Source organism: Paenibacillus monticola, assembly GCF_009664975.1.
In the GTDB taxonomy this organism is placed as follows: Bacteria; Bacillota; Bacilli; order Paenibacillales; family Paenibacillaceae; genus Paenibacillus_AQ; species Paenibacillus_AQ monticola.
Map to the genome: position 1 here is coordinate 1 of NZ_WJXB01000018.1, position 12,891 is coordinate 12,891.

Here is a 12,891-nt window from a genome sequence, read left to right on the forward strand (position 1 = left end):
TTAGGCATGCCGCCAGCGTTCGTCCTGAGCCAGGATCAAACTCTCCAATTTGTATTGAAAAGAGCGATTGCTCATTTTGAAACATCTGACGAGAATTTACATTCTCTAACCGACAAGTTCACTCAGCGTAAACGCTGTGAAACTCATCTTCTTTTGGATTTTACTTTCGTAAAATCCCACTCACTCGTTGTTCAGTTTTCAAAGATCAAGTTCTCTCTTCAAGTCATCACTGCGTCTCAGCAGCGACCTTTATAATATATCACAGCACCCTTGTTTTAGTCAACCTTTTTTTAATTTCTTTTTTGGGTTAACTTCCAACTGCTTTTGAGGCAATTCGTCGTTTCAGAGGCACGAGTTATAATTTAACACATCATCTAGGAATGAGTCAACTATAATATTCGTTACAAATTCTATAGCTCACTTTTATAATGAATAAACAAAAAAAGAGAGTGCTCAGACTCTCCCTATCCTAAACATTTTATCTCTATTTCATTCTATATATTTTAAGCATGTCACTACAAAGTATAACGAATAGTATAACCATCATCAGCAGTAGTATCAGCCCAAGATGTTATTTCTCGGACTAATGAACGGGACACCAGCTTGCGTAGGACCAGTGGCAACTCAGCTTCCAGGTGACTCAAGCCTGAATGCTGCAGCAACTCTTTTATACTCCATGGCTCTTTACGTCCATTCAGGAGCTTGAGAAGCATAGTGCAGCTATCAGCCATTTTGGACATAATTGAAAACTCGCAAGCCAGTAGCACAAGCTCTACTCGTTGCTCTAGCGTTTCTGTACTGATCGTTAATTCTTCATACAATTTATGAACTGAACTGTTGAGACTCTTTACCTGCTCCCAAACTGCCGGATCCGGAAAACTCCCACTTTCACCCACTTCGATACGAGCCCAATGGTATAATGCCATTAATATACAGTTATAAGCATCCATAATGCAGCCTGCATCTAGATACCGTTTGGACTTCACGTACATATGCAAAAAACGGGCAAATTCCATAAAAAGCACCCGTTCTTTAAGTGGCCCGTCAAAGTGTAATATCTCCTGCCGCATATCCTTCAATATTCCTCGAGGGTCCCAGATTAATTCGCCCGCCATCAGGCTGGTTATGAGTTCATTATTATCACCTGCCATAACAGCCCGCTCCAAAGCGGAAAGACCCACATGCAGCGTTTGAGTGCGCTTCGTACCGGCTATAGTATGAGTGACAATATGTTGCTGCTCCAACTCCTCGTGCAGCATTAATACCACCATATCAAATTCATGAAGAAGCACGCTTTGGTATGGTGCGTTACCATTTCGCCGCAAGGCGACAGCCCCTAGAACATTCTCATCAAACGTTTCTCCACTTAATAAGGTCAAATTAGACAGTTCCATGCTTCCCTCCATCAAATTTGGCGATTTTGCATCCATTCAGTTATAATTCACTTAATAATATTATTCTACAAATTGATACAAATTCCTTCTGTTAATCCAACTATATTTAGTTAGGAGTAAACACACATGAAGTTTAAATCGGCCAAAATCAATGCTTTCCGTACATGGGGATTACTGCTTACTATGTTTGGAATGGGGCTTATGATTTTTGGGACAGCAGGCATCGTATTTTGGGGTTCGGCAGGCAAAGTATTCGCTGCGATTGGACTCGTTATCGGACTAATCACTATGATGGCCAGTCTTGCAATTTATTTCTGGGCTGGCATGTTATCAACTAGTGCTGTACAGGTAGAGTGTCCTGAATGTCATAAGCTGACCAAAATACTCGGCAAAACTGACCGCTGCATGTTCTGTCATACCATTCTCACTCTCGATCCTGCACAGGCGAATATTACAGCAGAGCAGCTTGAAAAACAGCAGTTGAAGCACTAATACAATGCTACCTAATACGAAAGGGGCTCCCACGATGGGAGCCCCTTAGTTATGTCTATGTGAATATATTAATTCTGAATTTCTTTTAATGCTTCCCAAGCATCCTGGATGGCGAAGCTGCGGTTCCAGGCTCCAATCCCACCAAGTCCCAAAGACTTGGCCAACTCAACTCTCGCTTTAAGAGATACCTTATCTTCAATCCATATTTTACGTAGAATGCCGTCTTCCTTATACTCTATATAATTCTGTCCTGCATCCTTATCCAATGTTGGCTTAAGCTTCTTATCAGCAAGAATTTTCTGAACGGCCTTCATGCCGACAGCCTTGGAGCTTACCTTTGTCTTACCCTTTACCTCAGTCTCCGACCAGATGCGCGTATACAATGGGACACCGAGAATTAGCTTCTCAGGCGCTACACCGTCTTCTTCTATAATACGGCTTAGGGAGCTTTCCACCCAAGGTAGTGAAGCAACTGAGCCGGCAATAGGACTGGCAGCCCAGTGCTCATCATAGGCCATAACAATTAGAAAATCAGTCACTGTTGCTAGTGCCCTCCGATCTAGAAATAAGGACCACATTTCACTGTTGGATTTAGGTGTAACATCCATTGAGACGATCAAATTCTTGGCCTGTGCCATAGGCTTCAGTTCCCGCATAAACTGCGTAACATTCTCTCCATCTTTCGTGTACACATTCTCAAAGTCGATATTAATACCGTCCAGCTCGTATAAATCAGCGTATTCCAGCATCTGGACGATCGTGTTCATCCGCTTCTCATAGCTGGATAAAGCACCAGTAGTCAAATCGGATTCAAAGCTATTGCTCAGTAAACCCCATACTTCCATACCTTGGTTATGAGCCCACTTCACATAGGTAGTATCGCCCTTGCTGCGTACATTCCCATTAATATCAATAATACTAAACCAGGTTGGGCTAACGACATTCACCCCCGGCAGCTTCCCTATTGAATCCGGATCAGGCTTGCGTTCATAGACAGCCTCGAAGAACATATTAACGGGCTTCCCCTTCCAGCTCCGTTCAGCCCGTGATGGGGTGGAAGGCTTCTGTTCCACTGTCTTTTGACCATCAAGAACAATCCCGCTGGCCTGAACATATCCCGTGTAGCCGCTGCTCATCTGAACATACAGCCAGTCCTTGTTGTCTCCGTTCCAGATTCTCACTACTGCTCCCGGAGGCATATCGGCCACAATCGGCGCATGAATCGATGCCTCACTGCGCAAAGCCTTTGCCTTGTCGCCCTTCTCACCCTTTACCTTACCAAGCGGTACAGTCTCTCCAGCGGTCATTAAGAGAACAGCGCCTGTTTCTGTATCCTCCTGTACTTCGAACCCGTAGAGGTCCTGCAAAGTGTCCGCAGGAAGATACGTTAGAGCACCCTTTTCTTCAGGAGCAAGACGCAGTTGCAGCGGCTTATTATTCAGGCTTGCGTCTTTCGAATTCTCCTGCATATACAAAAGACTGGTATCTGTTGATAGAATGACTGATTTAGTTGCCTCTTCATAACGAATAGATGAATCCACATATTTCTGCAATAATGGTAGCGGCAAAAGCAAGCTATCACCTGTGCCCGAAGCAGAAAAACCAGTTAGTTCCCCTTTAACAAAGATAGGCTGTTCCAAACCTTTCCAATCAGGGTCAATGTGCAATCGGTTTGGTAATACAAAAAAGACAATCCAGTAAGCTGCGGCTGCAACGATCAAAAGTCCAAGCAGGCGGCGAAAAAGAAGTCCGCGCTTGTTGACACGTCTTTGTCTCTGTCTTCTGTCCAAGATATATATCCTCCAGATCGTAGCTGAATTTATAAAAGAAACGGCATTTGCCGACTTTAAGTATACGCTTGCGTAACCTATTTGGTTTCGCATAACCCGAATAATTGGCAGTTATCGCAGTTATCTTTCAGCAAGAGCAGTATTCAAAAAAAATAACGTGAGTCCTCCGTCTTCGGATTCCGCACGTTATTAATAGGTGAGCAATATGTCTTATAGCCCGGAAATACGCTGCAACAGGACCTAAGCCATTCTGTTATGCTGTACTTCTTAATGCTGCTTATCTCTGCAGTACTTACATACCCCATAAAGTTCCATGCGTAATCCATTAATCTTAAAGCCTGTAGCCTGCTCCGCACGAAGCTCTACATCATGAAGCGATGGATAGCTGAAATCTTCAATCTTACCGCAAACCTGGCAGATCACATGATAATGATCAGACACATTAGCGTCGAAACGGCTGGAGTTATCACCGTAGGTCAACTCGCGAACCATACCGGCTTCCATGAACATTTTTAGATTGTTGTATACGGTTGCTACGCTCATACTCGGGAACTTCGGCTCTAACGCCCGGTATATATCATCCGCCGTGGGATGATTCATAGCTTCCATTAAATAAGTAAGAATCGCATGACGCTGGGGCGTAATACGGACACCGGTTGTCTTCAATTGTTCCAAAGCATGTTGTACGCCACTACCCATCAATGCCACCGCCTTCTTTTAGAAAACATAATATAGACTCTACTTTTAATTGTAAGACCGGCCTTTGAACGTTGTCAACGAGGTCTGTACATTATATTCATTATTATATAATAAAAATTACTTATTTCAATATTTCATCACATTTAAACTACTGTTTCCTTCGATATGGACTTTGTGTTCTCCATTCCCAGCTTTCCCAGAGATCGTCTTTTTATCAATAAGCAGTCCTGGGTAATCAGAAACGATATCACCATATCCACTCGAGCCTTCCACCTTATAATCTCCTACCAAAGGTAAAAAGACGCTGATATCACCAACCGCGCTGTAAATATCCCAATCTCCTCCAAGTAAATCAGAACGCACATTAATTCCGCCATTCAGGGATTCTGCATGCAGATTTGATCTGGCACCATCAACCTCCAAATTGCCATTCTTACTGGAAATATCCACTTTATCCCCATTATTGATGGCACCTACATTGCCAACAGCCGTTGACAACTTAAGAGGCCCTGTTACGTCCCAAGCATTCATGTCACCACCACTCGTTGACAGATCAACGCTTCCTTGAACCCCTCTGACCCGTACAGCCCCGTTAAGCGTTTTTCCTTTAACCTCGCCTAATATGCGGTGCAGAATAAGCTGCCCATTCCCGGTTTCCAGTGAGATATCTTCAATTGCTTCCACGTTCTGCAAGGTAATGCCACCGTTCATTGTCCTAATATCCAGATTAAATCGGCGGTCCTCCGGAAGAGAAATATCCAAATTCATGCGTGGCTGGCGTTTGCCGGAATCACCGTATGCCTTGCTCTCGGGGGTAATCTTGATGGTTGACCCTGGTGTAGCATCTACAAAGGACTGGTCAGAGATTGCTTCAGCCATAACTCCCTCTAACTGATCTACCCAAACTGTAGTCACGATCTCAATATCCTCTACCGGAGCACGATGCACTAAAATATCTCCGTTGATACCATCGATCGATATCTTGGCCGTATCTAGTTCGACAGGAATAATTAATGGCGCTTTCTGAAACTTGTTGCCTTCTGCCTCACCGTAATCAACTGCTGCTGCGGTCAGGTTAAGACTGACTCGATTCCACAAATGCAAGTAATGTTCTTGCTCGGCTACGATAAATATACTAGCAGCTAATAATATGGCGGATAGTAATCCGCGCAAATCCAGTCTGGTTCTAGCTCCTGTTACGTCAGAATTCGAACGGTGACGGTTGAAAAAGAATATTAGCAGGTACTCAATTCCCCATAGCACAGGTATAACCGGCCACCACTTCAGCAGCAGAAGCATAAAATCAGTTCCCTCTCGCCAATCCAGATACAAGGGAACTCCGACACCAATAAGCAGCAGGGACGCCGTAAATCTTCCGACCCGGCGGTTACGACGTTCGGCGTTCTTACGCCGGTGAAATCCTCTAGTAATCTCTCTAGCTCCAAGTAATAAGCCAAAGCACACTAAGGCTGCTGCAGTTGCCGCTTCTGCATAATGCTCAATGAAGAATTGCAGCCATTCTGGCTTTTGTCGAAATAGAAAGAGCATAACTCCTCCGAGCAGCAACAACAGTCCAAACGAAATGCCGGGTTCACTAACAAATTTACGCCGTTTGGTATCCGCAGCATTATCTAATAGAATTTCAGAATCTTGATCCTCAGGGAAACGAAGAATCCGGTCTGCGGATTGCAGCACATCGAACACATTATAGAAATATAGTGCCGGAATCAGCAGTGCTAATAAAATAAGCAATGGAACATTGATCTGCATCCCTATAGAGGAGAAATAGAGTAATGCTGCGATATCCAGCAGAATCAGAAAAATAAAAGAAATCCCTTTGCGGAGAAGCCCGAAATATAAATGCCCGCTGCCAGGGATGATCGCTGCCAGTAATCCGGCAATAAATTTGCGTTTCCGGGTATGTCTCTTCAGACGCGGCGAAATTAATTGAGTCTGAGATCCGAGTTCTGCAGACTCCGGCTCGCCAGGATCACGCTGATCTTCATCAATAGGAAGCATTGTAGATTCATCTTTCATTTCGGGACTCCTCCTTTCATAGCTGGGTGTATAGGCCTCGTTATTCAATGTGTACCACTCCGATGAAATTCAATTAATTCCACCCCAGGAACCACTTCCTCCAATCCAACGGCAATAAATCCGTGTTTGGTGTATAAAGTAACTGCCGGGATATTCAGTTTGCCAGTTGATACTATAAACTGCTCCATTCCTTCATAACGCTTGAAGACATATTCTAAGAGGCGGCCTGCCACTCCTTGGCGAAAATAGCCCGGGTCGACCATCATTCTTGTAATGGTCAGTTTCCCCGGTGACTCTTCCTCTGTAGCAACAGCCCCCATCAGGTCATTGTTACTATCGAAGCAGCCATAGAATTCCTCTTTAACGTGTCTCAGCATATCTCTGGTCTCCAGCAGCGGCGGAATCTCATGGAATCCTATAAGCTCCGCTTCGAGACGGTAGGCTTGATGCTGAAGGCTCCACAGTTCATTAACGGTGCTGTCATCCTGCAGGTTTAGCTTAATAATTGTATCCATCCGCACATTCCCCTTATATGCTACGAAGAGCCTGCCGTTGTCGACAAGCCCTAAGTTTATATTACTAAAGTATATACCCTAAATTAAGAATTAGCTGTTTAGTACCTCAGCTAGCAACTTATTCGCGAGGCCCGGATTTGCTTTCCCTTTACTTTCTTTCATAACCTGTCCAACAAGGAAACCAATCGCCTTCTGTTTGCCAGCTTTATAATCTTCTACAGATTGCGGATTGGCCGCTACGACCGCTTCAACAATCCCTTTGATCGCACCCTCATCGCTGATCTGAACTAATCCCTTGTCCTCAACAATTGCCCCTGGTAAATTCCCGCTCTCCAGCATCTCCTTGAAGACAATCTTGGCAATCTTGTTACTGATAGTTCCGCTTGCAATCAGACCAATCATCTCGCCCATTCCTTGGGGAGTAATCTTTACCTGCGACAATTCCAGATTGTTGCCATTCAGATAGGCCAGCAACTCGCCCGTAATCCAGTTAACTACAGCTTTGGCATCCTGCGTGTAGGCAAGACTTCCCTCAAAGAAATCTGCGAGCAGCTTGGAGGATGTGATTACACCAGCATCATATGCTGTGAGGCCATATTCCTCACTGTAACGAACCTGGCGCGCATCAGGAAGTTCTGGAATGGTGGCGCGGATGGATTCTTTCCATGCATCCTCGATATGCAGTACAATCAGATCCGGGTCTGGAAAATAACGGTAATCATGAGCCTCTTCCTTGCCGCGCATGGATAAGGTTTGGCCTCCAGCTTCATCCCAGCGGCGTGTTTCCTGTATAACAATTCCACCATCATCCAATATCTCGGCTTGGCGGATCTGTTCATATTCCAAACCGCGCAGCACGCCACGGAATGAATTCATATTCTTAAGTTCCGCACGAATACCGAACTCTTCCCGTCCTTCTGGACGCAAGCTGATGTTCGCATCGCAGCGCATCGATCCCTCTTCCATCTTAACATCGGATACGTCGCAGTACTGCATAATAGCCCGAATCTTCTCCAGATAGGCACGGGCTTCCTCCGGGGAGCGCAGATCTGGCTCGGATACGATCTCAATGAGTGGAGTTCCGACCCGGTTGAAATCAACGAGTGAAGCAAAACCGCCGTCTACATGGGTCAGCTTACCGGCATCTTCCTCCAAATGAAGACGTGTGATACCGATTCGTTTGATTTCTCCGTTCACTTCAATATCAATCCAGCCATTCAGGCCGATCGGCTGATCATACTGCGAAATTTGATAGGCCTTCGGTGAATCGGGATAAAAGTAATTTTTGCGATCGAACTTACTAACATCACCAATGGTACAATTCAGCGCCATCGCTGCTTTCATTGCATATTCTACCGCCTGGCGGTTCAGCACCGGCAGTACGCCAGGATGTCCCAGGCAGACAGGACAAGTGTGTGTATTAGGCGGAGCGCCAAATTCAGTGGAGCATCCGCAAAAAATCTTGGATTTCGTATGAAGCTCCACATGAACTTCCAGTCCGATGACCGTTTCGTATTTAGACATAAGTAATTCCATTCCCTCCTTCAAAAGCTTATTACAGCTGTGGACGCTGCTTGTGATGATCTGTATTCTGTTCAAAGGCATGCGCTACGCGCAGAATCGTACTTTCATCAAATTCCTTACCGATAATTTGCAGACCGACAGGCAAACCTTCAGCAAATCCGCAAGGAACACTAACGGCAGGGATACCAGCTAGGCTGACTGGAATAGTAAGAATATCGTTCAAATACATGGTCAGCGGATCTTCCGTCTGCGAACCCAGCTTGAAAGCTGTTGTTGGCGCAGTTGGCCCGATAACTACATCATATTTCTTGAATACTTCATCAAAATCCTGCTTAATTAAAGTCCGCACCTTCTGCGCTTTCAAATAATAAGCATCATAGTAACCGGAGCTGAGCGCATAAGTACCCAACATAATGCGGCGCTTAACCTCTGGTCCAAAACCTTGGCTGCGAGAATTATGGTATAAATCAAGCAAGCCACCGCCATCATCCGCACGTACACCGTAACGTACGCCGTCAAAGCGAGCCAGATTGGAGGAAGCTTCAGAAGAGGAGAGTAAATAATACGCTGCTACCGCATATTCGGTATGAGGAAGGGATACTTCCTCCCAGACCGCTCCCAGACCTTCCAGCACTTTCAGTGCGGACAGTACCGTCTCGCGAACAGAAGCCTCTACTCCCTCGCCCAAGTATTCTTTCGGGACAGCGATGCGCAGCCCGGATACATCACCGGTGAGTGCACTCAAATAATCCGGAATATTTACCTTAGCCGAGGTGGAGTCCTGGGCATCGTATCCGGCAATGGCTTGCAGCACATAAGCAGAATCTTCCACATTACGCGTAACCGGGCCAATCTGATCAAGTGAAGAAGCAAAAGCTACCAAACCGTAGCGTGATACTAGTCCGTAAGTTGGCTTGAGGCCAACAACGCCGCAGTAAGAAGCAGGCTGGCGAATCGAACCGCCTGTATCGGAACCAAGGGCAAAGAATACTTCACCAGCTGCTACCGCAGCAGCCGAACCACCACTGGAGCCGCCCGGCACACGCTGCAGATCCCACGGATTGCGAACAGGTCCGAAGCTGGAGTTCTCGTTGGAACCACCCATAGCGAACTCATCCATATTCAGCTTGCCAATCGTTACTGCATCAGCCTGCTGCAGCTTGCTGGCAACAGTAGCATCATATACGGGCTGGAAGTTCTTCAAAAATTGACTGGCACAAGTCGTACGTAATCCCTTGGTAACAATATTATCTTTAATCCCGGCAGGAAGACCAAACAGCAACCCACGTGCACTTCCGGAAGCTAGCTTCTCATCCAAGGCACGAGCCGTCGCTCGAGCCCCCTCTTCATTTAGTGTCAAAAATGCATGTACCTTCTCGTCTCGCTGTGCAATGACAGCAAACGATTCTTCAGTCAGCTCACTGACTGATATCTCTTTGTTATGCAGCATGTTATGTATTTCAGGTAACCGATATTGAAACAAGCTCAAAATTCTTCCTCCTCTCAATTGATATTAGTTATTCCAGTACAGCAGGCACCTTGAAATGCCCATCTTCATCTTCCGGTGCGTTAAGCAGTGCCTCCTCTTGAGAAAGGCTCTCCTTCACAACATCGTCACGCATGACGTTGCTGACCTGCAATACTTGCGTAGTCGGTTTCACATTGTCGGTATCCAGTTCATTTAATTTCTCGGCATATTGTAAAATAGCATTCATTTGTTCTGTAAAGGTGGCCTCTTCTTCTGGGCTTAATTGCAGGCGGGCCAGCTTGGCCACATGCTGCACATCTTTTGTGGTAATACTCATCAATATATCCCTCCAGTGTAACGGGCTAAAGTGCCCGGATAACGTTTCTAATTATATTGTAGAAGCCTCGACAATTCAATGATGGCTTGAATTCAGGATAAATCGGGATGACTGCAATATACAAAAAAGGTATCCCTCAAGCCAAAATGGCAAGGGATACCTTTCCTAGCATCATATGTCTATTAAGAAAAAGCCGACTTTCGCCGGCTTTACTTATATCCAAGCCCGGAGATTTACTTGTTTGATAAATTCCGCTTGAGACAGACCTTCTTTTGACACAGTTTCCGTCTCTTCTGTTTCCATATCTTCACCGTTCATCAAATGATGAAACAGCTTCTCATTATACGTGGACAAGGCATAATCGATTAACGCTTCGTGCGTAGCTCTCTCAGCCTCTACTACTAGCAGATTCTCTTCGGCCTCAATATCCTCTGCCGTAACATAAAAGTTCCGGTTTGCTTGAGGTACACGAATGACATAATCAAACGCGTTATCCGGATTGCGATCGTAAGCAATCAGGTAACCGTAGTCTCCGATAGGAAGACTCTGCTCGAAAGCGTCCGCAACTATGACAATCTTCTCTCCTAAATGCAGCATCGTCCTACCTCCTGCTCCAAAATCTATTATGGTTTTGCTTGTTTCAACAGTCTACTAAAAAAAGATAGTGCTGTCCAGCAGGAGGAGAGCCAATTCAAATATTTTTCCAAGATATTCTCTTTTATTGATAGAAAGAGGGCTACCGCTCTATTCCTGTCTTAATTCGGCAATATATTCCTACGGATCAGTAGCGAAGCTCCGCCCATACAAATCAGGATTAAAATCCCTGCAGATAGGCAAGGGCCAACCAAAGATACACTACCAGCTTGTAAAAGCACCTGGGCGGATAAGTCAGGAAGCGCCGCGGGTGTCCAATCCAACCATGATGGCAACAAGCTATGAGCCAGCGCCAAACCAGCTGTTAATAAGAGGCCCAGAAAAGCGGCGACAGGTGCGCGCAGAAAAGCACTGAACAGTAATGTCATAGAGACCGCACACAGCAGCCAGAGTCCATATATGGAGGCAGCAGCCAGAACGGTGCTCCATGATAAAGAACCAATCAGCTGTTCAATGTAATAGCCCGCAGCGATAGCTCCCAATCCAAGCGCAATCATAAGCAAAGTCAGCAGAGCAGCCCATTTGGCAATGACTAGAGTTGCTGGTGTCAGTGGTCTTACTAGGACCATCTCCACAGTCCCACTATACCGTTCACCAGAAAGACTATTCATTGTTGCCAGTGCCAATACTAGCATCCCCATAGAACCATACTGTCCAAGCGCTTGCGCCATAACAGTAGCCGCACCCGGAATAACATAACCTTCCAGGAGCCCTGGCGGTACATTTCCGGAGGCTTTCAGAATTTCCGGCATATAATAGGTCGTTAGCGGCTGCATAATCCCTAATATTATGAACACTACCGGTATCCAGAGCAGTTTATAGCTGCGTAGTAATTCCAGCATTTCTTTTTGATAAAAAACCCAGACACTCTTCATGCCCCCACCACTTTCATGAACAAATCCTCAAGCGTAGAAGAACCTGCTTCGAATTGCAGTAACGGGATATCAAGGCTTGCCGCTTCCTGCAAAATACTCCGGCGGGCAACTTCTACATCGCTAACATTAAAAACTGCTCCATCGCCTGAGAGACGGGCCTCCACTATAAAAGGCTTCGAAGCCAAAGTCTCCAGCCATTTCAGCGCTCCGTCGTTCTTCTCCGTGCGCATACGTATAACTGGCAGACTGTATTTCGAGCGAAGCTGGGATAAGGCTCCCTGTTCTGCAATTAGACCACGATTCATCAAAATAATGTCGTCACATATTTCTTCAGCATCATGCAACACATGTGTAGAGAATAGCACGGTCGTCTCTTCACGAATATCCCGCAGCAGCTCCATAACCTCCCGGCGGCCCAGTGGATCAAGCGCAGATACCGGTTCGTCAAGCAGCAGCAGGCGGGGGCGATGCACCAGCGCCTGCGCAAGTCCCAGCCGCTGCTTCATTCCTCCAGAATAACCACCAATCCGGCGGCGGGCATCTTGAGTGAGACCTACGCGCTCAATAGCCGTTGCCGCCATACTGGCAGCTTCCTTAGATCCGCTGCCGCTAAGTTTTGCGGCAAAGGTAACATACTCCATACCGCTCATCCAGCCATAGAAAGCTGGAGCCTGAGGCAAATATCCGAGTGCCCTGCGGTAATCCATTCCAGGATGACTGCCATCAAAAGAAATGGCCCCAGAAGTAGGCTGCAGCAATCCAGCAAGCATGCGCAGTGTGGTTGTTTTTCCCGCCCCATTAGGACCCAGCAAAGCTACACATCTCCCTTGCTCTATCTCAAAGCTGATCCCATCGACAGATGTATGCTTGCCATAGCTTTTGCGTAAATTAGTGACCTGAAGCAGTGGCATCAGATATCTTTCCTTCCTACCGTAAAATAGACAATACTGCCCAGCAAGTTGCCGAAAATAAGAATAATTAACCACAGCCACTTCGGACCACGTGTGTGTTCTACTTTGGCCAATGAGATCAAACCAATGATTGCCAACAATGCCTGTAAAATCAGCAACGGCATAATTAATCCCCAATTCACACTATCCATGATT

General features: G+C 46.0%; 14 protein-coding genes. 2 read left to right on the forward strand and 12 right to left on the reverse strand.

Annotated features, from left to right (window positions below; genetic code table 11):
* On the forward strand, positions 1-255 hold a 255-nt coding region (locus tag GJB61_RS32030), incomplete at its 5' end, for a hypothetical protein (RefSeq protein ID WP_229522511.1).
* Between the two features lie 260 nt (positions 256-515).
* Here the strand turns inward: GJB61_RS32030 and GJB61_RS28600 are convergent.
* Positions 516-1,394, reverse strand: coding sequence for a nucleotidyltransferase-like protein (locus GJB61_RS28600; protein WP_195724511.1), 879 nt, complete (start codon positions 1,392-1,394; stop codon positions 516-518).
* Positions 1,395-1,520: 126 nt separating this feature from the next.
* Between GJB61_RS28600 and GJB61_RS28605 the strand changes: the two genes are divergently transcribed.
* Positions 1,521-1,886: a YgzB family protein gene (locus GJB61_RS28605; RefSeq protein ID WP_154122449.1), complete on the forward strand. Its 366-nt coding sequence runs from the start codon at positions 1,521-1,523 to the stop codon at positions 1,884-1,886.
* Between the two features lie 68 nt (positions 1,887-1,954).
* Here GJB61_RS28605 and GJB61_RS28610 read toward each other — a convergent pair whose 3' ends face one another.
* The 11 genes from GJB61_RS28610 to GJB61_RS28660 form a co-directional block, all read right to left on the reverse strand.
* Positions 1,955-3,676 (reverse strand): glycosyl hydrolase family 18 protein, encoded by a 1,722-nt coding sequence (locus GJB61_RS28610; RefSeq protein ID WP_154122450.1) that lies wholly within the window; start codon positions 3,674-3,676, stop codon positions 1,955-1,957.
* Positions 3,677-3,943: 267 nt separating this feature from the next.
* A complete protein-coding gene (gene perR, locus GJB61_RS28615) occupies positions 3,944-4,375 on the reverse strand; it encodes a peroxide-responsive transcriptional repressor PerR (RefSeq protein ID WP_154122451.1) in 432 nt (143 codons plus the stop codon).
* A gap of 126 nt (positions 4,376-4,501) precedes the next feature.
* Complete coding sequence (locus tag GJB61_RS28620) at positions 4,502-6,412, reverse strand: DUF4097 family beta strand repeat-containing protein (protein ID WP_229522512.1); 1,911 nt, start codon at positions 6,410-6,412, stop codon at positions 4,502-4,504.
* Positions 6,413-6,456: 44 nt separating this feature from the next.
* Positions 6,457-6,927, reverse strand: coding sequence for a GNAT family N-acetyltransferase (locus GJB61_RS28625; RefSeq protein ID WP_154122452.1), 471 nt, complete (start codon positions 6,925-6,927; stop codon positions 6,457-6,459).
* A 90-nt stretch (positions 6,928-7,017) separates the two neighbouring features.
* Positions 7,018-8,463, reverse strand: coding sequence for an Asp-tRNA(Asn)/Glu-tRNA(Gln) amidotransferase subunit GatB (gene gatB, locus GJB61_RS28630; RefSeq protein WP_154122453.1), 1,446 nt, complete (start codon positions 8,461-8,463; stop codon positions 7,018-7,020).
* A 19-nt stretch (positions 8,464-8,482) separates the two neighbouring features.
* A complete protein-coding gene (gatA, locus tag GJB61_RS28635; protein WP_154122454.1) occupies positions 8,483-9,940 on the reverse strand; it encodes an Asp-tRNA(Asn)/Glu-tRNA(Gln) amidotransferase subunit GatA in 1,458 nt (485 codons plus the stop codon).
* Between the two features lie 28 nt (positions 9,941-9,968).
* The gene (gene gatC, locus GJB61_RS28640) at positions 9,969-10,256 is read right to left on the reverse strand and encodes an Asp-tRNA(Asn)/Glu-tRNA(Gln) amidotransferase subunit GatC (RefSeq protein ID WP_154122455.1); all 288 of its coding nucleotides are present in this window, start codon (positions 10,254-10,256) and stop codon (positions 9,969-9,971) included.
* Positions 10,257-10,469: 213 nt separating this feature from the next.
* Positions 10,470-10,853, reverse strand: coding sequence for an ATPase (locus tag GJB61_RS28645; protein ID WP_154122456.1), 384 nt, complete (start codon positions 10,851-10,853; stop codon positions 10,470-10,472).
* Between the two features lie 158 nt (positions 10,854-11,011).
* Positions 11,012-11,785 (reverse strand): ABC transporter permease, encoded by a 774-nt coding sequence (locus tag GJB61_RS28650; RefSeq protein ID WP_154122457.1) that lies wholly within the window; start codon positions 11,783-11,785, stop codon positions 11,012-11,014.
* Positions 11,782-12,696: an ABC transporter ATP-binding protein gene (locus GJB61_RS28655; protein ID WP_154122458.1), complete on the reverse strand. Its 915-nt coding sequence runs from the start codon at positions 12,694-12,696 to the stop codon at positions 11,782-11,784. The genes GJB61_RS28650 and GJB61_RS28655 overlap by 4 nt, the downstream gene beginning before the upstream one ends.
* Positions 12,696-12,887: a PLD nuclease N-terminal domain-containing protein gene (locus GJB61_RS28660; RefSeq protein ID WP_154122459.1), complete on the reverse strand. Its 192-nt coding sequence runs from the start codon at positions 12,885-12,887 to the stop codon at positions 12,696-12,698. Before GJB61_RS28660 ends, GJB61_RS28655 begins: the two co-directional genes overlap by 1 nt.
* Positions 12,888-12,891 lie beyond the last annotated feature (4 nt).

Coding starts and splice junctions, on each gene's coding strand:
- GJB61_RS28600 (WP_195724511.1), bottom strand. CDS start 1,394: ATGGAACTGTCTAATTTGACCTTATTAAGTGGAGAAACGTTTGATGAG.
- GJB61_RS28605 (WP_154122449.1), top strand. CDS start 1,521: ATGAAGTTTAAATCGGCCAAAATCAATGCTTTCCGTACATGGGGATTA.
- perR (WP_154122451.1), bottom strand. CDS start 4,375: ATGGGTAGTGGCGTACAACATGCTTTGGAACAATTGAAGACAACCGGT.
- GJB61_RS28620 (WP_229522512.1), bottom strand. CDS start 6,412: ATGAAAGATGAATCTACAATGCTTCCTATTGATGAAGATCAGCGTGAT.
- GJB61_RS28625 (WP_154122452.1), bottom strand. CDS start 6,927: ATGGATACAATTATTAAGCTAAACCTGCAGGATGACAGCACCGTTAAT.
- gatB (WP_154122453.1), bottom strand. CDS start 8,463: ATGGAATTACTTATGTCTAAATACGAAACGGTCATCGGACTGGAAGTT.
- gatC (WP_154122455.1), bottom strand. CDS start 10,256: ATGAGTATTACCACAAAAGATGTGCAGCATGTGGCCAAGCTGGCCCGC.
- GJB61_RS28645 (WP_154122456.1), bottom strand. CDS start 10,853: ATGCTGCATTTAGGAGAGAAGATTGTCATAGTTGCGGACGCTTTCGAG.
- GJB61_RS28650 (WP_154122457.1), bottom strand. CDS start 11,785: ATGAAGAGTGTCTGGGTTTTTTATCAAAAAGAAATGCTGGAATTACTA.
- GJB61_RS28655 (WP_154122458.1), bottom strand. CDS start 12,696: ATGCCACTGCTTCAGGTCACTAATTTACGCAAAAGCTATGGCAAGCAT.
- GJB61_RS28660 (WP_154122459.1), bottom strand. CDS start 12,887: ATGGATAGTGTGAATTGGGGATTAATTATGCCGTTGCTGATTTTACAG.